The organism is Methylobacterium sp. Leaf117 (assembly GCF_001422985.1).
Lineage (GTDB): Bacteria > Pseudomonadota > Alphaproteobacteria > Rhizobiales > Beijerinckiaceae > Methylobacterium.
This window is the reverse complement of record NZ_LMNL01000001.1, coordinates 451,041-473,185: the sequence shown is the minus strand read 5'-3', so window position 1 is coordinate 473,185 and position 22,145 is coordinate 451,041. Positions and strand designations below refer to the sequence as shown.

Annotated in this window: 16 protein-coding genes; 6 read left to right on the top strand and 10 right to left on the bottom strand. The window is 63.8% G+C overall.

The genetic code is table 11. From position 1 onward, the window contains the following. Positions 1 to 99: 99 nt before the first annotated feature. Complete coding sequence (locus ASF57_RS02080) at positions 100 to 1,362, bottom strand: D-serine ammonia-lyase (protein ID WP_056479387.1); 1,263 nt, start codon at positions 1,360 to 1,362, stop codon at positions 100 to 102. Positions 1,363 to 1,847: 485 nt separating this feature from the next. On the opposite strand from ASF57_RS02080, the gene ASF57_RS02075 reads away from it, so the two are divergent. From ASF57_RS02075 to ASF57_RS02065, 3 genes are all read left to right on the top strand, one after another. Next, positions 1,848 to 2,198 (top strand): hypothetical protein, encoded by a 351-nt coding sequence (locus ASF57_RS02075; protein WP_056186550.1) that lies wholly within the window; start codon positions 1,848 to 1,850, stop codon positions 2,196 to 2,198. A gap of 349 nt (positions 2,199 to 2,547) precedes the next feature. Next, positions 2,548 to 4,329 carry an EAL domain-containing protein gene (locus ASF57_RS02070; RefSeq protein ID WP_056479384.1) on the top strand — a complete coding sequence of 594 codons (1,782 nt, stop codon included), beginning with the start codon at positions 2,548 to 2,550 and terminating at the stop codon, positions 4,327 to 4,329. A gap of 242 nt (positions 4,330 to 4,571) precedes the next feature. Beyond that, the gene (locus ASF57_RS02065; protein WP_056479381.1) at positions 4,572 to 6,041 is read left to right on the top strand and encodes an FAD-binding oxidoreductase; all 1,470 of its coding nucleotides are present in this window, start codon (positions 4,572 to 4,574) and stop codon (positions 6,039 to 6,041) included. Positions 6,042 to 6,047: 6 nt separating this feature from the next. Here ASF57_RS02065 and ASF57_RS02060 read toward each other — a convergent pair whose 3' ends face one another. Genes ASF57_RS02060 through ASF57_RS02050 form a run of 3 tightly spaced genes read right to left on the bottom strand, consistent with a single transcriptional unit; the run spans position 6,048 to position 9,443 of the window. Next, complete coding sequence (locus ASF57_RS02060) at positions 6,048 to 7,097, bottom strand: response regulator (protein WP_056479378.1); 1,050 nt, start codon at positions 7,095 to 7,097, stop codon at positions 6,048 to 6,050. 13 nt (positions 7,098 to 7,110) lie between these two features. Then, the gene (locus ASF57_RS02055) at positions 7,111 to 7,524 is read right to left on the bottom strand and encodes a response regulator (RefSeq protein WP_056186660.1); all 414 of its coding nucleotides are present in this window, start codon (positions 7,522 to 7,524) and stop codon (positions 7,111 to 7,113) included. 35 nt (positions 7,525 to 7,559) lie between these two features. Next, a complete protein-coding gene (locus tag ASF57_RS02050; RefSeq protein WP_056479375.1) occupies positions 7,560 to 9,443 on the bottom strand; it encodes an MHYT domain-containing protein in 1,884 nt (627 codons plus the stop codon). Positions 9,444 to 9,614: 171 nt separating this feature from the next. Here ASF57_RS02050 and ASF57_RS02045 point away from each other — a divergent pair, with 171 nt between their 5' ends. Continuing rightward, positions 9,615 to 11,237, top strand: a complete 1,623-nt coding sequence (locus ASF57_RS02045) for an ABC-F family ATP-binding cassette domain-containing protein (protein WP_056186567.1) — start codon at positions 9,615 to 9,617, stop codon at positions 11,235 to 11,237. A gap of 233 nt (positions 11,238 to 11,470) precedes the next feature. Beyond that, complete coding sequence (locus ASF57_RS02040; protein WP_056479372.1) at positions 11,471 to 11,803, top strand: hypothetical protein; 333 nt, start codon at positions 11,471 to 11,473, stop codon at positions 11,801 to 11,803. Positions 11,804 to 12,047: 244 nt separating this feature from the next. Here the strand turns inward: ASF57_RS02040 and ASF57_RS02035 are convergent, their stop codons facing one another. The 4 genes from ASF57_RS02035 to ASF57_RS02020 all read right to left on the bottom strand — a co-directional run bounded on the left by ASF57_RS02035 (position 12,048) and on the right by ASF57_RS02020 (position 20,265). Continuing rightward, on the bottom strand, positions 12,048 to 15,215 hold the full coding sequence (locus ASF57_RS02035) for a CusA/CzcA family heavy metal efflux RND transporter (protein WP_056479369.1): 3,168 nt from the start codon (positions 15,213 to 15,215) through the stop codon (positions 12,048 to 12,050). 33 nt (positions 15,216 to 15,248) lie between these two features. Beyond that, entirely contained in the window at positions 15,249 to 16,523 is a 1,275-nt protein-coding gene (locus ASF57_RS02030; protein WP_244476773.1) for an efflux RND transporter periplasmic adaptor subunit, read from the bottom strand. Positions 16,524 to 16,963: 440 nt separating this feature from the next. Beyond that, a complete protein-coding gene (gene guaA / locus ASF57_RS02025) occupies positions 16,964 to 18,520 on the bottom strand; it encodes a glutamine-hydrolyzing GMP synthase (RefSeq protein ID WP_056479367.1) in 1,557 nt (518 codons plus the stop codon). Positions 18,521 to 18,963: 443 nt separating this feature from the next. Beyond that, positions 18,964 to 20,265 carry an RsmB/NOP family class I SAM-dependent RNA methyltransferase gene (locus ASF57_RS02020; protein ID WP_056479363.1) on the bottom strand — a complete coding sequence of 434 codons (1,302 nt, stop codon included), beginning with the start codon at positions 20,263 to 20,265 and terminating at the stop codon, positions 18,964 to 18,966. Positions 20,266 to 20,412: 147 nt separating this feature from the next. Between ASF57_RS02020 and ASF57_RS26310 the strand changes: the two genes are divergently transcribed. Beyond that, positions 20,413 to 20,586 carry a hypothetical protein gene (locus ASF57_RS26310; RefSeq protein ID WP_200935794.1) on the top strand — a complete coding sequence of 58 codons (174 nt, stop codon included), beginning with the start codon at positions 20,413 to 20,415 and terminating at the stop codon, positions 20,584 to 20,586. Here the strand turns inward: ASF57_RS26310 and panE are convergent. Further along, positions 20,583 to 21,533 (bottom strand): 2-dehydropantoate 2-reductase, encoded by a 951-nt coding sequence (gene panE / locus ASF57_RS02015; RefSeq protein ID WP_056479360.1) that lies wholly within the window; start codon positions 21,531 to 21,533, stop codon positions 20,583 to 20,585. The genes ASF57_RS26310 and panE overlap by 4 nt on opposite strands. Positions 21,534 to 21,609: 76 nt before the next feature. After that, positions 21,610 to 22,041 (bottom strand): MAPEG family protein, encoded by a 432-nt coding sequence (locus ASF57_RS02010; RefSeq protein WP_056479353.1) that lies wholly within the window; start codon positions 22,039 to 22,041, stop codon positions 21,610 to 21,612. Positions 22,042 to 22,145 lie beyond the last annotated feature (104 nt).

Sequence of the window (22,145 nt, the reverse complement as noted above, 5' to 3'; positions counted from 1 at the left end):
GGTGCGGGGCGGTCCGGAAGCCGAAGGGGTCGCGGTAGCAGGGAAAATCGCCCGGCCGCGCAAGCGCTGCCGGTTCGGCCGCTCCCTCGTCGCCTCGCCCTACGCAGCGCCCGCCAGTGCCTTGCGGAACTCGGCCTCGGGCAGCAGGGCACCGCCGGTCGTCCACACCACGTGGGTCGCAATCTGCAATTCGGGGAGGCTGGCGAGCGCTGGGCGGATGGCGGCGAACGCGGCGGCGGCCGAGGGTTCGAGGCGCATCTCGGCCCGCTGCCACAGGGCGCGGACCCAGGCGAACAGGTCCGCATCCGCCACCGTGACCACGCCGGCGATGAGCCCGCCGACGGTGCCGGCCACGAGGAGCGAGGCGCTCGACACCGCCAAGCCATCGGCGGCGGTGCGGTTGTCGAGGCCGATATCGTAGACGCTGACCGGCCGGTCGAGTCCGGCCGCGAGTTGCACCAGCATGCAGGGGGCGGCGACCGGCTCGACAAAGACGCAGTGCACGGCATCGCCGAACAGCAATGTCAGCCCGAGGGTCACGCCGCCGGGCGCGCCCCCGACCCCGCACGGCAGGTAGACGACGAGCGGGTGGTCGGAATCGACACGCACCCCGGCCTCGTCCAACTGGCGTTCGAGGTCGAAGGCCGCCGCCGCATAGCCCAGGAACAGGTCGACCGAACTCTCGTCGTCGATGAAATGCGCGTCGGCCCGACCCGCGAAGGCGTCGCGCGCCGCCGCGACCGCGCTGCCGTAGTCTCCTGCATGCTCGACCACGCGGGCGCCGAGATCGCGCAGGCGCTGCTTCTTCCACGCCTTGGCGTCGTGGGACATGTGGACCTCGACCTGGAAGCCGAGGGCGCGGGCCATGACGCCGACGCTGAAGCCGAGATTGCCGGTGCTGCCGACCGCAACCGTGTAGGCTCCGAAGGCGGCCCGCATCGGGGGCTCGGCGAGGCGCGCGTAGGATTCGCCCTTGCGCAGCCAGCCCTGGTCGAAGGCCAGCCGTTCGGCCGTGATTAGCACCTCGTAGACGCCGCCGCGCGCCTTGATGCAGCCCGTCACCGGCAGGTCGTGATCGGCCTTCACCCACAGATGCGCCGCATCGAGGCCGCTGACCTCGGCGGCGAGTGTCGGGTCCAGCGGCAGGAAGGGCGAGTCGATCCGCCCGGTCTCCAATCCGGGAAACAGTCGGGCCAACAGCGGATCGAAGCGGCGCCAGCGCGCCTCCGCCGCCCTGACCTCGGCCAAGCCGAACGCCAGACCGGGCAGAACCTCTCTCGCCGCCCGGCGATGGGGATTGCGCCATACGGTCGGACGCCCCGCCCGCACGGCGTCCGGGATTCCTGCCGGATGATCGGTCATGGGCGGCGTTCTTTCGGATGGGGGCGGTGCAACGATGCCGGAATGGCAGCGATATCAGAGAACGCGCGGCGCATCGTCGAACCCGGTGCACAGGACCCAGGCGTAGGGCAGAGAAATTTTCCTCGCATCGGTTCCTTGAACGCACGGCTTCGCCGGATCGACACGGTGATGTCGGCGTGTCTGAACCGGGAGAGTGGTCGGGTCCGGGGGCACGAGGCGAGCCCAGGCCTACAAGCTGAACGCTCGCTCCGAAAAACGTTATGGCAGGCGAGCATGAAGCACACTTGATATATGTTACAGATATCGAAGCGTCGATTTGAAAGCCTTAGCTCCGGACGGAACGGTTTCGACGGATTGATTCACTTTCGAACAACTACGAACGACGAATGTTTTGCCATCCGCCAAATTGCAACGATCTCGGAACCGTGACCGTTTAGGCTCTCGATGAAGGATTTGCATCAGGGGTTGGAGAGCGGCGCCGGGTTATGAGCGATCTGAGCAAGAGGCGCGGTTGGTTGTTCGTCCTGCCGTTGACGGGCTGTCTTGGATGCCTCCAAGCCGATGCCGAGACGTCGAACATCGCCGGCATCGTCATCCAGAAAGCGCGACGGTTCGGCTTTCAGGCCGTCAGCTTACAGGCCGGAGGATCCATCGTTCTGTCGAACGAGGAAGCGACCGCCGTGCACCACGCCTATATCGAGGCCGATGGCGTTCGGCGCGACTTCGGCGACCAGGCGCCCGGCAGCCGCACCACGATGATGTTTCCGCAGCGGGGCGACTTCATCGTCCTGTGTGGCGTGCACCCCAAGATGAAACTCGCCGTCCATGTGGAGTGATCCGGCATCCGCCTGATCGGTGCCTATTCCGGATCGGCGGACCTGCGCGGCACGGGGCGAGGCCGAACCATGCTGTCCCGACAGAATCGACCGGCGCTCGTCCGAGCGGCGGCCGCCCTCGGACGTCGTGTTTCCGATGGACCCGCCGGGACGGTGGCCGCCGGGAATAGGGGAATCAGCAGCCGCCGATGCGGCGCCCTGACGACGCGATGACGGCGCCCCTGCGATCCGCAATCGAGGTGTGACGCAAGCGCACAGAGCCGTCAGGAGGGTAGAACTCGCCTTAAGCATTAGTTTCGCGTTCGTATTTGGCCGATAACATCGCTGCAATACTAACATGAGTTAGGCAATGGCGACCCTTAAATCCGAAGACGAACGGCTTCATGCTCTTAAGCAACTGAGGCTCCTCGATACGCCTCCTGCCGAAAGCTTCGATCGCATCACCCGAATGGCGAGCCAGCTGTTCGATCTCCCGATCGCCGCCATTTCACTGACGGACAGCGATCGGCAATGGTTCAAATCCCGGGTCGGCGTCGATCACTGGGCGATTCCCCGGGATCGCGCGCCCTGCGCAGAGGTGGCGGACACGTCCGGTTCCCTGGTGATTCCCGACCTGATGGAGCATCCCAATTATCGAGACAGCCTCCTGGCTCGATCCGGGATTCGATTCTACGCAGGTGCCCCGCTGACCACACGCGAAGGGTTCTGCCTCGGGGCCATGTGTGTTCTCGGTCCGGAGCCGCGCCAGGTTTCCAAGCAGGAACAGGCGGTGCTCATCGATCTGGCCGCCATGGTCATGGCGCAGGTCGAACTTCAGCACGCGTTCGGCCGTGTCGATGCGATCACGGGGCTGCCGAACCGGCATCAACTGCTCGAGGACCTTCACGATCAGGCGGCCACGGGAAACGGAGGGCTGCGTCACCTCGCGCTGGTTGAGGTCATCGACGCCCTCAAGATGTCGGATGCGGTACGGGTCCTGGGTGTCGGGGTCATCGAAGACCTCATGCGAGAGGCAACCCGGGTGATTTCCAGCAATCTTGGGCTGAGCACACAGGTCTATCATGTCGGGGCAGCCCAATTCGCATGGATTGTCCCCTCGTTTCACGGCGAGGCCATGTTCAAGGATCGTCTCGGGAACTTGGCTGGCACGCTGCACACCCACCTAAGTTCGGCCCCGGTGCGGATTGCGCTGAACCCGGTCATCGGGGTCGCGCCGCTGGCGGTCGGACAACATCTTGCCGAAGATGCGATCCGAATGGCTCACAACGCAGCCCAGGAGGCGCGTCTCACGGGCCATTCCGTCAGCACCTATTCGATGGTCGCCGACGATCACCATCGGCGGCGCTTCCGGCTGCTGAGCGACATGCGTACGGCGCTCGTTTCCGGCCAGGAACTGTCGCTCGTCTATCAGCCGCGCATCGCTCTGAGCACCGGAGACTGCATCGGCGCCGAGGCACTGCTTCGCTGGCAGCACCCGGAACTCGGCGCCGTCTCACCGGGCGAATTCATTCCGCTCGTCGAACAGACCGATCTGGTCGGTCCGCTCACGGCCTGGGTGATGGCCGAAGCCATTCGGCAGATCGTCGCTTGGCGAAACATGGCCATCGACTTGGCCATCTCGGTCAATGTCTCGGTGGCGAATTTGGACCAATCCGAGTTCGCGACCGACCTCATCGGGCAATTGCGAAAGGCCGGCATTCGTCCCTCAGCCTTCGAGATTGAAGTGACCGAGAGCGCACTGATCAAGAACCGGATGCATGTCGAGGAGCAGCTTCGGGCCATCCGAAGCGCGGGCATCCGTGTGGCCATCGACGATTTCGGAACCGGCTACAGCAGTCTTTCCTACTTACGGCACCTGCCCGCGGACCTGGTGAAGATCGACCAGTCGTTCGTGCGCGATCTTGCCGACGACCCCAAGGGGCAAACGCTTGTGCGGCATCTCATCGAGATGTCCCGTGGGCTCGGCTTCCGCGTCGTCGCCGAAGGTGTCGAGGACGGGCAGGCCTACGAGATCCTGCGGACCTGGCAGTGTGAGGAAGCACAGGGATACTGGATGTCGCCGCCGCTGGCCCCCGCCGATCTTCAGCATTGGCTCACGACGCGGGTGTCTTCCCGGGACGAGGCCGCGTAGATCACAACTATGCCTCAGCGTTTCGGGAAGCAGACGGCATTCGCGGGCGCTATCGGCGCTCCCACGCGCACCTGGGCAAGGTCGAATTCCAGCCTTCCGAAGAGTCCGAATGGCGGCAAGGACCGGAACTGCCGGGACGCCGGATACGCGAGGAAGCACGCTTCCCTTCCGCGCGGCCGCACGACATGGTCCGTCCGCACCGGCCGACCCGATGCGACGCCAGCCACGAAGAGCCCTGCCCCATGTCGGAGTCCCTGTCGAACCGCGACGCCCGCAATGGCGATGCCCCCAATCGCGACGACCCCAATCGCGACGACCTGGCCCCGTTCGAAGCCGTGCTCGGGGTCGGCGGAGTCCTCACCGATCCGGGAATGACCGCCCGGTACACGCGCGACCACCGCGACCTGATGCAGGGCGAGACCCCGGCCGTCTTGCGCCCGCGCAGCGTCGCGGAGGTCCAGGCCCTCGTCGGGCTCGCCCGCGCAGGCGGGTTCGGCCTGGTGCCCCAGGGCGGCAACACGGGCTATGTCGGTGGAGCGACGCCGGAACCCGGCCGGCGCCAGCTGGTGGTCAGCCTGGAGCGGATGACCCGCATCCGTGCCGTCGATCCGCTGAACTTCACCCTGGCTTGCGATGCCGGAACGATCCTGGCGGACGCCCAGAAGGCGGCCGAGGCGGATGGGCTGTTCCTGCCGCTCAGCCTCGGCTCCGAAGGAAGCTGTCGCCTCGGCGGCAATCTCGGCACCAATGCGGGCGGGCTCCAGGTCCTGCGCTACGGCATGGCCCGCGACCTCGTCCTCGGCCTCGAAGTTGTGCTGCCGGACGGAACGTTGTTCTCCGACATGCGGACCCTGCGCAAGAACAACATCGGCTACGACCTGAAGCAACTCTTCATCGGCGCCGAGGGAACCCTGGGCATCATCACCGGCGTGGTGCTCAAGCTCTGGCCGGCGCAAACGCAGCGCGCCACCGCCTGGCTCGAACTCGCCGCCGGAGCGCCGATCCCGGACATGGCCGCGACCGTGCGCCGGGAGACCTCGGACCTCGCCTCGACCTTCGAGCTGATCTCGGCTTCCTCCCTCGGCCTCGTCGCCGATCTGCGCGCCGGCGAGATCGGGTTGAGGGCGGGGCCCGGCGGGGCCGTGCTCCTGGAACTCACCGCCTCCTCCAACCGCATCCCCCTCGACGACGTGCTGATGGGCTGCCTCGAAACCCTGATGGAGCGCGGCTGGGTCACCGACGCGGTCCTCGCCCAATCGGAGGCGCAGCGCCGCGCCTTTTGGGCGGTGCGCGAATCGATCCCCGAGGGGGAGAAGCATGCCGGCGGCTCGGTCAAGCACGATATCGCCCTGCCGATCTCGCGGCTGACCGACTTCCTCGCCAGCGCCGCCGTTCTGCTGGCCGAGCGCCTGCCCGAGGTGCGCCTCTCCGTCTACGGCCATGTCGGCGACGGCAATCTGCATTACAATCTCGTCGTGCCGCCGGGTCAGGATCGGCTCGCGTTCACGCGCATGATCGAGGCCGGTTTTGCCCGTGACCTATACGCGATCGCGCTGGAATACGGCGGCAGCTACAGCGCCGAATACGGGATCGGTCGCTTCAAGCGCGACCTGCTGGAGCGCTATTCCGATCCGGCCCGGCTTCGTCTGATCGGGGCCCTGAAGCGCGCTCTGGACCCGGACGGGATCATGAACGCTGGTGCCTTGGTCTGAACCGGCTCACCCTTGAAACGACAGCGTCGCCCGGGTTCCGGCGCTCCCGGTCCCATAGACCAGGGCCGATCGCAGGTTCGCCGCCATCGCCTTGACGATGCGGGAGCCGAGGCCGGTCCCCCTCGGCTGTCCCTCGCCGGTCCAGCCGATGCCGTCATCCTCCACCGTCAGGGTCAGGCCGGCAGGACCCTGGCGGGCGATCGAGACCCGGATTTCTCCAGGTATTTCAGGTGGATAGGCGTACTTGTAGGCGTTGGTCACGAGTTCCGTGACGACGACTCCCACCGACACCGCCTTGTCCGTCGCGAGCCGGATCGGCGCCGCGTCGAGGCGGATGGCATGGTCGCGCCCGGCCGCCTTCATCGCCGCTTGAAGCTCCTCGACCAGGCTCGCCAGGTAGGCGTCGAGATCGACGGCCTCGACGTCATCGGAGGTGTAAAGCCGCCGGTGGATACCGGCGATCGCCGAAATCCGCGCCTGCATCTCCCGCAGCGCCGCCTTGGCCGCCGGATCGGTGACCGCGTTGGTCTGCATGTGGGTCAGGGCCGCCACCAGCGCCAGCGAGTTCGCCACCCGGTGATTCACCTCCCGCAACATGATTTCGGCCCGGTCCCGTGCTTCCCGGACTTCGCGTTCCGCACGCTCCTTGTCGCGCCGCAATGCCTCCTGACGTAGGGCCGTATCCACCGCTTCGCCCAGGAGTTCGCGGAACTGGCCCTGCAGGTCCTTCCAGACGTAATCGACGGCACCCGCCTTCAGGGCTGCCACCGCGACCCGACTGTCCTCCGATCCCGTCACGTAGACCACCGGCGGCGCCTCCGGCAGGGCACGGATGCAGGGGAGGATGTCGAGGCCGGTCTGCCCGGGCATATGATGATCGAGGGCCACCACGTCGATATCGCCCTGAGCCAGGCGCCGGAGGCCGCTATCGCCATCGAGTGCGAGGTCTACAGCGTAGCCCCGCGCCTGCAATGCGCGTTGCACGAGCCGCCCCAGACCAGGGTCGTCGTCGATGTAGAGGACGCGACCGCGGCCTGGGGGCGTCGGTGCGGTCATGGAAGCGAAGGCTTCATGGATTTTCTGGGACCTGCATGACCGAGAAGAACAGCCCGAGCTGCCGGATAGCGTTGGCGAAGCCCTCGTAGTTCACCGGCTTCGTGATGTAGACGTTGGCTCCGAGATCGTAGCAGCGCTGGATCTCGCGCTGATCATCCGTGGTGGTCAGGACCACGACTGGCGAGCGCTTGGTATGCGGGTTCGCCTTTACCTTCTCGAGGATGTCGATACCTGTCATGTCGGGCAGGTTCAGATCGAGCAGGATGAGCAGGTGCCGCTTGGCGCTGACCTCGCCGGATCCGTCCGCACCCAACAGGTAGTGCAGTGCCGAGGTGCCGTCCTGGAACGGCAGGATCGTGTTGTTCACGCCGGCGCGACGGATGTTGCGCTCGATCAGGCGTGCATGGCCCTCATCGTCCTCAATCATGACGATTTCGACGGCGTTCACGCTTCGCTCCACCCCTATTCGGCAGCGAGCCGCATCGGCGACCCGTTCTGTCCCTGACCTGTAGCGGTCTCGCGGGGCAGCGTCACGCTGAAGGTTGTGCCGATTCCCAGTTCCGACGTGACCTCGATACGGCCGCCGAGAGAGCGAACCAGCGCCTTCACATGAGCGAGGCCGATCCCTTCCCCGGGCCGGTCTTGAGCGCCGGACCGCCGGAACAACTCGAACACCCGGGCGTGGTCCCGTTCGGCGATGCCCCGGCCGTTATCCGCGATACGGTAGCGGATCCGGCCGCCGCCGAGGGCCTCAGCCGTGACCTCGATGCGTCCCGGCCGAGCCGGGTCGAGATATTTCACAGCATTATCAATCAGGTTGCCGAAAATCTGCTCGATGGCGAGCCGGTCGGCGACGAGGCGGGGCAGGTTCGGGGCGACGATCACCCGCGCGCCGGCCTGCTCGATTTGATGCTGCTGCGCGGCGGCGAGGCGCTGGAGGAGGCTCGTCATGTCGAGGCGTTCGGGCGTAAAACTGCGCCGCCCCTCGCGGGACAACTTCAGGATTGCCGCGATGAGCCGCTCCATTCGGGTCACGGCCGCCTGGATGAAGCCGAGCGCTTCGCCAAAATCAGCGTCGATCCGGGCCGATTGTGGATGCCCCTGGAGGGCGGCGCCGACGTCTGCCCGCGTCGCCTCCAACTCGCTGGTGAAGCCCATTACGTTCACCAGGGGCGCCCGGAGGTCATGGCTGACGATGTAGGCGTAACGCTGGATCTCCTCGTTCGATTCGCGCAGTTCCGCCTCGGCTTGGCGCTGCTCGGTGATGTCGGTATGGACGCCGACCCATTCCCGTATCGAACCATCGCCGTTCGTCACTGGCACCGCGCGAATGGCATAATGGCGGTAACTGCCATCGGCGATGCGCACCCGGTGTTCGTGGACGAAGGTCTTGCGTGCCCTCACCGTTTCGTTCCAAGCTTCGATACTGGCTTGGGAATCGTCGGGATGTACGGCATTCGCCCAGCCGTAACCCGCGTACTCGGTTGGGCTCTGCCCCGTAATGGCGCTCCAGCCCGGCTGTTCGCCGATCATCCTGCCCTCGGCATCATTGGTCCAGAGAACTCCGCGCACGGCCTGGATGGCCGCACGAAAGCGGGCCTCGCTGCCGCGGAGTTCCTCTTGCACCCGTTGCTGGTCGAACGACGAAGCCAGCATCGCCAGGAACAGGATCAGGAAGGTCGCGCCCGCCACCGCAAGGGCGAGGTTCTGTTGGCCTTGACCCAGGTCTGTAATGTGCGCCGCCTGGGCGCCGGCGGCCTCGGCGGTGAACGTGGCCGCCGCCATCCCGGTGTAGTGCATGCCGGCGACTGCGATGCCCATGACACTGGCCGCGATGAGCGTCTGCCAAACACTGTTCTGGCGCAAAGTCAGCCACAGCGCTGCCGTCGCCGCCGTGATCGCGATGGCGACCGATATCCCGACGAGGCGCCAATCATAGGCAAGATTTCCGGGGACGTGCATCGCGGCCATACCCGTGTAGTGCATCGCCGCGACCCCAAGTCCCATCACGGGGCCAGCGATGAGCAGGTCTTGTCTTGTTGCCCCTCGCCGGCTGATCCAGGCGAAACCGGCGCCGGTGCAGGCAACGGCAAGAGCCAGCGACAGGAGGGTCGTTCCAAGATCGTACGCAGCCGGCATTCCCATCTCGAACGCCAGCATTCCGACGAAATGCATCGACCAGATTCCTCCGCCCATCGCGGCTGCAGCGGCGGCGATCCAGACGTGGCGTCTTCGGCTTGCCGCACCCCGCGCGCGGCTCACGAGATCGAGTGCCGTGTAGGATGCGAAGATCGCGATGGTGACGGACAGCGCGACGAGCGCCGGGTTATAGCCGGTGTGAACCATCGTTGGGGCGGACAACCATTCTGCGGAAGGATGTGTCAGCCTATCCCGTTCGGACGCCAGGAACCATCAGGGTTTCGGATGTCTGGAGTTCCGGCGCGGTGCCGCCTTGCACTACCGTTTGCAGGCAGCATGCCGTAAGGCCGCTCAATCCGCCAAAACTTCCGTGACCCCATGATCCGCCTCGAAAAAATCGGTAAGCAGAACGGCCGCCAAATCGTCTTCATCGAGGCGTCCGCCGCCCTACAGAAAGGCGAGAAGGTCGGCCTTGTCGGCCCAAACGGTGCCGGCAAGACGACCCTGTTCCGGATGATCACCGGCGAGGAGCAGCCTGACGAGGGCCAGGTCGCTTCCGACCGCGGCATCTCCATCGGGTATTTCAGTCAGGATGTGGGGGAGATGTCGGGCCGTACCGTCGTCTCCGAGGTGATGAACGGCGCCGGTCCCGTCAGCGAGATCGGGGCCGAGCTGAAGGAGGTCGAGCAGGCGCTCGCAGATCCGGACCGAGCCGATGAGATGGAAGCGCTGATCGAGCGCTACGGCGAAGTGCAGGCGCGCTTCGAAGAACTCGACGGCTATGCCCTGGAGGGCCGCGCCTACGAAGTTCTGGCGGGCCTCAGCTTCTCCCAGGAGATGATGGACGGCGATGTCGGCAAGCTCTCCGGTGGCTGGAAGATGCGCGTGGCGCTCGCTCGTATCCTCCTGATGAACCCCGACGTCATGCTCCTCGACGAGCCAAGCAATCACCTGGATTTGGAAAGCCTGATCTGGCTCGAAGCCTTTCTCAAGGGCTATGAGGGCGCCTTGCTGATGACCTCGCACGACCGCGAGTTCATGAACCGCATCGTTACGAAGATCGTCGAAATCGATGGCGGGCAGCTCACCACCTATTCGGGTGACTACATCTTCTACGAGCAGCAGCGGGCGTTGAACGAGACGCAGCAACAGGCCCAGTTCGAGCGCCAGCAGGCGATGCTGGCGAAAGAGATCAAATTCATCGAACGCTTCAAGGCCCGGGCTTCCCACGCCGCCCAGGTACAGAGCCGGGTGAAGAAGCTCGACAAGATCGAGCGGGTCGAGCCGCCGAAGCGCCGCCAGAGCGTTGCCTTCGAGTTCCTGCCCGCCCCGCGGTCCGGCGACGACGTCGTCATGCTCAAGAACGTACACAAGCGGTACGGCAGCCGAACCATTTACGACGGCCTGGATTTCTCGATCCGCCGGCGTGAGCGCTGGTGCGTGATGGGTATCAACGGCGCCGGCAAGTCGACGCTCTTGAAGCTCGTCACTGGAACCGCCACGCCCGATGACGGCAGCGTCGCGGTCGGCGGCAGCGTGAAGCTTGGCTACTTTGCCCAGCATGCCATGGATGTCCTCGACGGGGACCGGACGGTCTTCGGCTTCTTGGAAGATGCCTTTCCGCAGGCGGGTCAGGGCTCCCTGCGGGCGCTTGCTGGGTGTTTCGGTTTCTCAGGCGACGATGTCGAGAAGCGCTGTCGGGTGCTCTCGGGTGGAGAAAAGGCCCGCCTCGTCATGGCCCGGATGCTCTACGATCCGCCGAACTTTCTCGTCCTCGACGAGCCCACGAACCACCTCGATATGGGCACCAAGGAGATGCTCATCGCGGCACTCGCGAATTATGAGGGTACGATGCTATTCGTGAGCCACGACAGGCACTTCCTTGCAGCCCTATCGAACCGGGTCCTGGAACTGACGCCGGACGGCATCCATCAGTACGGCGGCGGTTACACCGAGTACGTCGCACGGACGGGCCAGGAGGCACCGGGGCTGCGCAGCTAAGTACACGCACCGAACCCTGTCATTACACGGATTCTGACGTTCGGCTCAGAACGATACCCGTCGGGGAAATTTGGTACGCGGAAGCCTGCTCGCGGGTCATGCCTGCGAAAGATTGGGGAGGTGGATCAGAGTGTTCCGACCCTGAACTTGAAATGAACAAAAAGTCATATTAACTGAACATGAACGATCAGCCTTCCACACTGGGCTGCCACTCACCAACCAGGAGTACGGATATGTCCAGCGGACTGTTCCAGAACCTGCCGGGCGCTCATGAAATGGGAGGGCTTCAGGCTCTTCCGAGTGAGCCGTGGCTTCTCCCGATCTCCGACCGGATCGCCTCCGTGTCGATGGATGCCGATCGACTGGAGGCGTCCGTTCGTTTATCCGCCCGTCCTTTCCAGCGCGCCGCACAGGCGCTGGTCGTGGCGCTGTTGTTTATGCTGACGATCCAGATCAGTGTAGACTTGATGACCGCCCAGCCCCCCCACCGGACTACCGGCCAGATCGCGGATGCCACACCGCCCGAGTTGCCGGTGTCGAAGGCCGCGTTGACCAGCAACAACTGATCGATCGGCGCTGCTGCATCGACCGGCCCGCTGGTCTGCGGGCCGTAATGCTTTGCCAGGATAACTACCGCGACAGCGGCAACGTGTCTGCTCTGGCGAGACCCGACCGATAACTTGACCGGAATGCATCAGCGCGAGAAGGCTTCTCGATTGCTGTCGGCTCCCACCTAAATCGCATCGAGATTTTGTGGGACTGAGTTCGCTTAGCGCGGCAACCAGCCAAGGGAAATGCAGCACCCATCGATTAGGTTAAACCGGATGCTGGCTTCGCGGCGCTTATCTCTATTTCCTCGCTTTCGGCCTGTTCAGGGTTTCGCCGCGAGAGCGCGAGAATGAGCGCTGGCAGGATCAACAGGATGAGGAGCGGCGCCAGACTCATGCCGCCGACGACTACCAGCGCCAGAGGTTTCTGAACCTGGGAGCCGACTCCGTTGGAGAAGGCAGCCGGCAGGAGGCCGACGCCAGCCACGACGCAGGTCATGACCACCGGCCGGAGTTGCGTTCGACAAGTGCGCAACATGGCCCTTACACGCTCTTCGCCCTCCGCGATCAGTGCATTGTAGTGTGAAAGCACGATGATGCCGTCCATGACGGCAATGCCGAGGAGTGCGATGAAGCCGATTGCGGCGGATACGCTGAACGGTGTCTCCGTGATGACAAGCGCCAGGACTCCTCCGGCCGCAGCCATTGGGATGACACTGAGCGCCAGCAGCATGTCGATGGCGGATCCGAAGTTCATGAACAGCAGGATCGCAATCAGGCCAATAGCAATCGGAACTGTGATGCAAAGGCGCGCGAGGGCGCCTTGCATGTTGTTGAATTCGCCGACCAGCTCAAGGCGATAGCCGCGCGGCAGAGAGACCTCGGTGTTCACACGCTCGCGTGCTTCCAGGATTGCGCTACCGAGATCGCGGTCGCGGACACTGAACTTCACCGGCAGGTATCGTTCCTGACCCTCACGGTAGATATAGGCCGGTCCTGAAACGAGAGCGACCTGAGCAACCTCGCTAAGGGGCACCTGCATCAATGTGCCATTTGGGCCCTGTCCCGAAATGCGAAGGGCACGGATCGAAGCCACACTCTGCCTGAATTGCTCGGCAAGGCGGATCACGATTGGATAGTGGCGATCTGAACCGCTGTCGTAGAGATCTCCAGCGCTGTCACCGCCGATGGCTGTGCGGACGGTTGCGTTGATGTCGCCAGGCGTCAGCCCATAGCGGGCCGCCCGGACGCGATCGACGTCGATCTGTACCGTTGGTTGGCCCAGGGATGTGAAGACACCGAGATCGGTTACGCCTGGCACTTGATGAAGAACTGCTTCGACGCGATTGGCGACCTTCGTAAGGGTCTCCAGATCTGGGCCGAAGACCTTGAAAGAGTTCTCTCCCTTGATGCCGGACACAGCTTCCGCGACGTTGTCCTGCAGGTATTGCGAGACATTGAACTCGATACCGGGGAACTCAACGCGCAATTTTTCGAGGAGGTCGCTGACCATCCTGTCCTTTGTCACCCCCGGACGCCAAGCCTCTGCGGACTTCAGCGGCGCGAAGAATTCGCCATTGAAAAATCCTGCTGCGTCCGTTCCGTCATCTGGTCGGCCGTGTTGTGAGACGACGCTTTCTACCTCCGGTACGGCCGCGATGATGCGGCGAATCCGATTGACGTAGAGATTGCCCTCTTCGAGCGAGATCGTCGCCGGCATGGTGGCGCGTAGCCAGAGGTTGCCCTCCTCGAGTTTCGGCAGGAATTCCAGACCGAGTTGACGTCCTGCCACGCCGACTCCCGCCAAGAGCAAAACCGCTAGGCCGAGAGTCAGGATGCGGTTGCTCAACGCGGCGTGGATTGCTGGCCGGTAGAGTCGATCAAGGCTGCGGACCAGGAGCGTCTCAACCTCTTCCACGTGGTTTGGAAGCAGGTAGGCGGAGAGGACGGGTGTGACCGTGAAGGTGGCGATGAGCCCCCCCAGGAGCGCGTACGCATAGGTCTGCGCCATTGGTCCGAAGATATGGCCCTCGACACCCGTGAGGGTAAAGAGCGGAAGAAAACCGGTCACGATGATGATGGCGGCGAAGACAATCGAGCGGCTCACGTCGGCGGAGGCCTGACGAATGCGCCCAAGCTTGCCGGCTAGGCCAGACTGGATGATGGTTCCTGTCGGGTCACCGTGACCCGATAGCCGCCGGAAGATGGCCTCAACCATAATCACGGTTCCGTCGACGATCAGGCCGAAGTCCAGGGCGCCGACGGATAACAGGTTCGCCGATTCGCCACGCAGCACAAGGATGATCACGGCGAAGAACAGCGCGAACGGGATCGTTGCAACCACGATGAGCGCACTGCGCAAATTGCCGAGGAATAGCCACTGGACGATCAGGATGAGCACGATGCCAACGAGCATGTTGTGCAGGACGGTGTGCGTCGTGACGGCGATTAGATCGGCTCGATCGTAGATCCGCTCGATCTTCACGCCCGGTGGCAGCAGTTCCATCGCCGCGATGCGCGAGACTTCCGCCTGTACAGCCTGGATCGTCGGCGTGCTCTCCTCTCCGCGGCGCATCAGGATGATGCCCTGGACGATGTCGTCGTCATCGTTCATGCCGGCGATGCCGAGGCGTGGTTGATGTCCGATCGTCACCGTGGCGACATCGCGAACGAGGACCGGTGCGCCACCGGATTGGGTCAGGACGGTGTCGGCGATGTCGTCGGTCGAACGGATCAAACCGACGCCGCGCACCACCGCGGATTGCGTCCCAAGGTTGATCCGGTTCCCACCGACATTGAGGTTGCTATCGTTGAGCGTCTTGACGACGCCCGACAGGGTCAGTCCGTAGGCGGTGAGTCTGTCGAGATCGATGGCGATGTCGAAGGTCTTCGTCTTACCACCCCAGCCGATGACGTCGATAACGCCGGGCACGGCACGGAAACGACGGCGCAAAACCCAATCTTGCAGAGATTTCAGATCAAGGACGCTGTAACCGGCCGGAGCAGTCAGCTTATAGCGAAAAATTTCGCCGATGGGGCTCACCGGTGAGATGGTTGGCTTGGCACCGTTGGGCAGCGCGTCGAGTTGGGCCAGTCGATTGAGAACCTGCTGCTCGGCCTCACGATACGTGAATTCAAATCCGAACTGTAGCTTGACGTCCGAGAGGCCGTAGAGTGAAACCGAACGAACCTGCTTCAGGTTTGGCAATCCGGAGGTGATCACCTCGATCGGAACGGTCACGTATCGCTCGATTTCCTCGCCCGACAGACCTGATGCCTGCGTGATCACATCGATCATGGGCGGAGTCGGATCGGGGTAAGCCTCGATGTTAAGAGTCCGAAAGGCTACGAGCCCGCACGCCAGCAGCAGGACAAACGCCAGCACCACCAGGGCACGCTGACGAAGCGCGAGTTGGACGAGTCCAGTCATTTGCGGTGGTTCCTGCGGGCGAGCGCTGACGAATCAGCCTCGGGTCAGCATCCGATCGATGAACAAGGAGCCGCGTGAGATGACGCGCTCGCCGGATACCAGACCTTCCAGAATCTCGATGTTGCTACCGTCGATGATTCCAGGTTTGACGATTCGGCTCTCGACCGAGTTATCCGGCTTCAGCACCCAAACGCTTGCCTTGCTGCCTTCAAGCACCACCGCCGCACGCGGAACGGACTGCGAAAGGCTCTCGCGTTCATTGATAATCCGAACCGTAGCGTACATCTCAGGTTTGAGAAGATTATGTATGTTTTCGATGTCGGCTCGAACAGTGATGCGTCTTGTAGCCGGATCAACCGAAGCCCCGATGAAGTTGATTCGGCCTTCGAAAATCTTCTCTGGATAAGCCAGCACGCGGAATTTGAGGCGCTCCCCAAGGTCGACCTTGGCTGCATCGGGCTCCCGCAATTGTGCGATGAGCCAGACCTTGGAAAGGTCGCCAATAATGTAGGACGGGTCGCCACCCGCGGTACCGATATACTGTCCCGGTCCGATCTTTCGCTGGATAATGGTACCCTTCAAGGGCGCGTTGATCGCTGTCTCGGGATTGATCGATCCCTTTTGAAGATTGGCGACATCGTCATCGCGCAGGCCGAGGATGCGGAGGCGATTTCGTACAGCCTCAAGACCTACTTCTGCGGTCCGCGCGTCGTTGGTCGCAGTGTTCAGATCGTTCTGTGCAGATTGCAGTTCGCGCAACGTTGTGACGCGGGAGTCGTAGAGGTCATGGAGCCGCTTCTCGGCAGCCTGCGCGTAGCCTAGTTGCGATCGTGTCTTTGCCAATACATTCAAAGCGGCCAGATAATCGTTCTGTGCCTGGACCATTTCGTTGGCTTGAATTGAAAAAAGGCGCTCACCCTTTTGCACCTGCTCTCCGGTCCGAGCGAAGATGGCAATGACTCGGCCCGGATAAGGTGAGAAAACCGGTGTCGCCTGATACTCATCGACACCAATCTTACCCTCAGTGGTGATCTCTTCGTAGAAGAGACGCTGTTCCACCGTCTCAACCTCAATGGCGGCGAGTTGATCAGCAGAGAGGACGAAACTCTTATTTCCAATAGATGGAGAGGGTACAGCTGACGGCGCCGGTGCTATCGCAGCCCCAGCGAATGTCCCGGAGAACCACAAAAGGGGTCCGATACAAATCACAGCAACAACGAACAAAAGCAGGATTTGAGTACGGCGCTGCAATCCGGAAAGTGGAGCGAAGGAGCCCTGTGGTTCGCTCATCATTTCGATCTCGGGCAACTTCGCGTTCGCGCACGTATCCAAAGCCATATTGGATCGCGGATCGGTCTCTAGAGGTCGGCTTCCCGGGGCACAAGCGAGTCCGGATCACTTTGGCTAGAGATCGCCTTTTGCTTCGCAGGTGTGGTCTTCGCGTCAGCTCTGGAAATGAGCGGACTGTTCCTCGGCTCCTCGGCTCCTTGGCTCCTCGGCCTGCGCCGCGTTATCCATTCCGTTCCGTAGCGCCCGTCATCGCGCGCCAGTAGCCTTTGACAACAAAACCCCGCAGACCGAGGGGCTGCGGGGTGAAGTTGCGTCACATGGGTCCCTGGGAGGGACAGCTGGTATACTACATGCCATGTCGCAAACGACAAGACCAATGCCGAGGCTCCAGAGCTATTCTGCCTATGAAAAGCGGGAATTCCTGATAAATTTTGCAACCTTGTGGAAGCTCAGGATCGTCATTCCCACTCGATCGTACCGGGTGGCTTCGAGGTGATGTCATAGGTCACCCGGTTGATCCCCTTGACCTCGTTGATGATCCGGGTCGCAACGCGTCCGAGGAAAGCCATGTCGAAGGGATAGAAATCCGCCGTCATCCCGTCGACGGAGGTTACGGCGCGCAGGGCGCAGACATGGTCGTAGGTCCGGCCATCGCCCATCACACCGACCGTCTTCACCGGCAGGATCACCGCGAAGGCTTGCCAGATCGTGTCGTAGAGGCCGGCCTTTCGAATTTCGTCAAGGTAGATTGCGTCTGCTTTCCGAAGGGCCTCGAGCTTCTCCGGCGTAATCGTTCCTGGGCAGCGGATGGCAAGACCCGGGCCCGGGAAGGGGTGTCGCCCCACGAAGGCATCGGGCAGACCAAGTTCCTTACCGAGGACGCGGACCTCGTCCTTGAACAATTCGCGCAGGGGCTCAACGAGCTGCATATTCATGCGCTCAGGCAGTCCGCCGACGTTGTGGTGGGACTTGATGGTGACCGAGGGGCCACCCGTGAACGAAACGCTCTCAATGACGTCCGGATAGAGCGTGCCTTGAGCGAGGAAGGCTGCGCCGCCAATCTTCTTCGACTCGGCTTCGAACACGTCGATGAACAAGCGGCCGATGGTTTTGCGCTTCTGCTCGGGATCGCTGACTCCGTCGAGTTCACCCAGGAAGAGCGCCTGTGCCTCTACGTGGACCAGGGGAATATTGTAGTGGTCGCGGAAAAGGCGGACGACCTCTTCAGCTTCACCCATGCGCAAAAGGCCGTGGTCCACGAAAACGCAGGTAAGTTGTTCGCCGATCGCCTCGTGGATCAGGACTGCTGCCACTGCGGAATCGACGCCACCAGACAGGCCACAGATGACCCGCTCATTTCCGACCTGGGCGCGAATTTTCTCGATTGCCTCGTCGCGGTACGCGCCCATGGTCCAGTCGCCGGAGCAGCCCGCAATATCGCGCACGAAATTGCGGATCAGCAGTGCGCCATGCGGGGTGTGGGCCACCTCCGGATGGAACTGGACGGCGTAGTACTTCCGCGCTTCATCGGCCACCGCCGCGAAGGGGGCATTCTTCGACATGGCGACGGTGGTGAAACCGTCCGGGAGCTTGGTTACGCGGTCGCCGTGGCTCATCCAGACGGGATAATGCTCACCGACATGCCAAACGCCCTTGAAGAGAGCGCAGTCCGACAGGATCTCGATCTCTGCCCTGCCAAATTCCGCATGGTGACCGCCTTCGACCTCACCGCCGAGTTGCGCCGCCATCGTCTGCTGCCCGTAGCAGATGCCGAAGACGGGAACACCGGATTCGAACACCACCTGAGGCGTGCGGGGCGATGCCTCGGTGGTCACCGATTCGGGGCCGCCGGACAGGATCACACCCTTTGGCTTCGTCTCCGCAAACGCCTCCGCAGCCTTGGTGAACGGCACGATCTCGCAGTAGACGCCCTCTTCGCGCACGCGGCGCGCAATGAGCTGCGTCACTTGGCTGCCGAAATCCACGATGAGGATTTTGTCGTGTTCTGTCGTCATGGAACCGGAGTTAGACGAGGCCTCGATCCCGTGCAACGGACGAACCTGCAGAGCGGCCCCGCGACCGGTATCGGACTGGGGATGCTCGTGCCGCCGCGTTAAGCGGCTGTTCACCGTCAGCGGTCGAAACCCTGCTCCCCAGAAACGAACAGGAGCCTCCGCTGTGAGAGCCACCATCTTCGGGATTGCAGCCTTCGCCCTGACCGGGTTCGGACCGACGTCGGCTTCAGCATTGCCTTTCGCCGCCGGCCTTTCGCCTGGCTCCAACGTCGAGCAGGCGCGTGTCGTTGAACGGACGATTGTCCGCGGGCCGCGTTGCAAGACGATAGTCACCAAGCGTCGAGGCCCATTCGGTCACGTTGCGGTGGTGCGCAAGCGTCGCTGCTTCTGATCAGCCACTCATCAAACGCTTCGGAATGGCCCCCATGGGGCCATTTCTTACTTCAGCGGAGGCGTTCCAGGGTCGCGACGTAGAAACCGTCAGTGCCGGTGAGGGCCGGACTCATCTGGAGGCCGTGGTTGGTCAAGCGAACGGCTTCAGCCAGACGGAGGGCCTGCTCCGCCAGGACATCCTGTACAGGAACTACAGCGAAGTCGTCCGGTCGTCGGCTGATGAAGCTGGCGATAGCCGTATCGTTTTCCTCGGGGAGCAACGAACAGGTGATGTAGGTGATGCGGCCGCCAAGGCGGACCAGCCGACTCGCTCGGTCGAGGACAGTGGCCTGATCCGCGACCCGCGACGCCAGCGCATTGGGCCGCAACCGCCACTTGGCGTCAGGGTTGCGCCGCCACGTGCCCGAGCCTGTACAGGGCGCATCGACCAGCACCCGGTCGGCCATCTCGTCGAGGTCGCCGAGGACGTCGGCGCGAGCCTTACCGGAGCGGGGCGTGCGGATTTCGGCGTCTGCGCCGGCGCGGCGCAGGCGTTCGTGGATCGGTGCGAGCCGACGCGGATCGTCATCGCTTGCCACGAGACGGCCGGTGTTCTGCATCATGGCCGCCAAACTCAACGTCTTCCCGCCGCCGCCTGCGCAGAGGTCGATCACCGTCTCGCCCGGTCGCGCTCCGCTTAGGATACTCGCGAGTTGCGAGCCCTCATCCTGAATTTCGTACCACCCGTCGATGAACTCCGGTTCCACGTGAAGAGCGGGGCCGCGTCCATCCTCGCCGATGGGGATGCGCAGGCCGTTCGGGGCGTGCGGTGTCGGCATCGGCGCGAGATGAGCCAAGCCGGTCATGGCATCATCGCGACTGCGCTTCAGCGTGTTGATCCGGATATCAAGGGGGGCTCGGCGACCGAGAGCTCGTAGTTCCTCACGGGTCGCCTCTCCGAATGTCACCGCCAGGGAGGGCAGAACCCATTCGGGGACATCGCCGGCGATGTGCGCTGGCGCGTCCGCGAGCGTTCCGTCGGTCAAGCAGGCTCGCTCAGCAACCGTCAGTGGCTCCGGGGCAAAGCGATCGCCGGAGAACATCGTGGCGATCGTGGGCGCAGCGAGCCCGTGCTGGAGGCGCAGCATGCCGATAACCAGACTGCGCGGGCTCTCGTCGCCCATGATCCAGGCAGAGGAGGCGCGGCGGCGCAAGGTATCGTAGACCAGGCTGGCGATGGCGGCGCGATCGCCCGATCCGGCAAAGCGGTGGGCCAGTCCCCAATCCTTCAGGGCATCGGCGGCAGGGCGACGGCGCGAAGACAGATCGGTCAGGACTTCGATCGCAGCGGAGAGGCGGGCGGGCGGGGTCAAGCAGGGTCCTCGATATTGAAATAGCGCCGCGATATGGCCACGCTTCGGACGGCGGTCGGTCACAGTGCGGTCGAGCTTCCGGCGGGTTCACGGCTCAGCTTGAGCGACGGTGCCGCGTCGAACGCACTCGGAGCTTTAGAGAACTGCATGTCCCCCGTCATCCATCTCGGCCTTGCCAGCCTTCTCGCGATTGCCGTGGCCGCCTGTTCCACGGCCCCGGCCGCCCCCGATCTGTCGCCGCCCCCGCCGCGCCGGCTGGATGCCAAGACCCAGCTCGAGTACGGCGCGCCGCCGCCTCCGCCGCCAGGGCCTCGCTACTAGGATCGTGCCGCGGTTTCGCGGCCGCGCCGGTTCTCGTAAGCCTTGAGATGCGTATAGACGCGGTCGAGCATCGGATGCGCGACTGCGCCGGACGCGCGCGCGATCAGATCGCCGATGATGTGATCCGCCTCGATGCGGGCTCCGCCCTCGATGTCGCGCAGCATTGAGGCCGTGAAGGCGGATCCCGCAGCGGTCAGGGTCTTGCGGGTGTTGTCGAGTGCACTCCGGCGCGGCGCATAGCCCGCGCTCTCGGCGATGGCGCGGCACTCCTCCATCAGCGCTTCGATGAACGGGAGGCCGCCCGGGGCGGCAACGATGTCGCCGATGGTGGCACGCATCAGGCATGTGGACCCGGCGAGCGTGGCCAGGAAGCTCCATTTCTCCCACATCTCCAATACCATACACTCGCTGAGCCGGGGCTGGAACGTGACGCCCTGCATCAGGGTCTCGATGGCATCGACGCGAGCGGATCGGCCGCCGGAACGCTCGCCGTAGGTCAACGTATGCAGCGGATTCATCTGGCGGATCTCGCCGGATGGCCCGAGCGTCGCCACGATCGCGCAGGAACCGCCGAGCACGCGGTCGGCGCCGTATACCAAGTCCAACGCGTCGAGGTGGCGCATGCCGTTGAGCACGGGGAGGATCGCGGTGTCGGGTCCGATGGCCGGTGCGACATCCGCGATGGCGCTGTCGAGATCATAGGCCTTGCACGAGAACAGCACGAGATCGAAGGCGCCACCCTGGCCGGCCGCCAGTTCGCGCGCCGTGACGGTCTGCGGCGCGGGAAGCTGGAAATGGCCGACCGGGCTTTCGACCACCAAGCCGGTGGCGGCGAGCTTCTCGGCCCGGGTTGGTCGGACCAGGAAGGTCACGTCGCGCCCGGCCTCGGCCAGGCGTGCGCCAAAGTACCCACCGGTGGCTCCGGCCCCGACGACGAGCACGCGCATGGTCAAATTCCTTCCCTGTTCGTTGGGTGAGCTTGAGCCGAAATGGGCGGTGGCGCTGCTGCGCTCTCCCGCGGGATCAGAGGCCGATCGGGCTGGCGAAGATGCGGACGGCGAAGACGATCCACATCGCCAGAAGCACCAGCGTCCCTGCCGTGTAGGCTTGGAAGCGATAGGGCACATGGTTGCTGGTGAGGTAGATTCCGGCGTGAACGAACCGGCTGGCGACGAAGACCCAGGCCAGAACGACGAAGAGCAGGTCCGCTTTGCGCGTCGCTAGGGCGAATCCGACGAGGACGTAGAACAGCACCGGGATTTCGAACTGGTGCGAGAAGGTGTTGGCCGCCTGCTGCGCCGGAGCGGGCCAGTTGGGCTGGCCCATCGCCAAGTCCCGGCTCTTCGCCGCGCCGCCTCGCACGGCGTCGAGACGGGCCCGACCGAGCCAGAACAGCAGGGCGAAGGTGAGGAACACCTGCGCGAAGACGGGCGCCAGGATGGCTTGGACGGTCACGGCGGACCTTTCGCGCGGTGGTGACCCAGGCAGCGTCACCTAGGCAGCGGTCACCTAGGCAGCGGTCACCTGGAGAGGGTAGGCCCCGATCCCGATCATCGCCT

Bases quoted from the DNA above. Each gene is read 5' to 3' on its own strand.
- ASF57_RS02080 (WP_056479387.1), bottom strand. From the start codon at position 1,362: ATGACCGATCATCCGGCAGGAATCCCGGACGCCGTGCGGGCGGGGCGT.
- ASF57_RS02075 (WP_056186550.1), top strand. From the start codon at position 1,848: ATGAGCGATCTGAGCAAGAGGCGCGGTTGGTTGTTCGTCCTGCCGTTG.
- ASF57_RS02070 (WP_056479384.1), top strand. From the start codon at position 2,548: ATGGCGACCCTTAAATCCGAAGACGAACGGCTTCATGCTCTTAAGCAA.
- ASF57_RS02065 (WP_056479381.1), top strand. From the start codon at position 4,572: ATGTCGGAGTCCCTGTCGAACCGCGACGCCCGCAATGGCGATGCCCCC.
- ASF57_RS02060 (WP_056479378.1), bottom strand. From the start codon at position 7,097: ATGACCGCACCGACGCCCCCAGGCCGCGGTCGCGTCCTCTACATCGAC.
- ASF57_RS02055 (WP_056186660.1), bottom strand. From the start codon at position 7,524: ATGATTGAGGACGATGAGGGCCATGCACGCCTGATCGAGCGCAACATC.
- ASF57_RS02050 (WP_056479375.1), bottom strand. From the start codon at position 9,443: ATGGTTCACACCGGCTATAACCCGGCGCTCGTCGCGCTGTCCGTCACC.
- ASF57_RS02045 (WP_056186567.1), top strand. From the start codon at position 9,615: ATGATCCGCCTCGAAAAAATCGGTAAGCAGAACGGCCGCCAAATCGTC.
- ASF57_RS02040 (WP_056479372.1), top strand. From the start codon at position 11,471: ATGTCCAGCGGACTGTTCCAGAACCTGCCGGGCGCTCATGAAATGGGA.
- ASF57_RS02035 (WP_056479369.1), bottom strand. From the start codon at position 15,215: ATGACTGGACTCGTCCAACTCGCGCTTCGTCAGCGTGCCCTGGTGGTG.
- guaA (WP_056479367.1), bottom strand. From the start codon at position 18,520: ATGACGACAGAACACGACAAAATCCTCATCGTGGATTTCGGCAGCCAA.
- ASF57_RS26310 (WP_200935794.1), top strand. From the start codon at position 20,413: ATGTCCCCCGTCATCCATCTCGGCCTTGCCAGCCTTCTCGCGATTGCC.
- panE (WP_056479360.1), bottom strand. From the start codon at position 21,533: ATGCGCGTGCTCGTCGTCGGGGCCGGAGCCACCGGTGGGTACTTTGGC.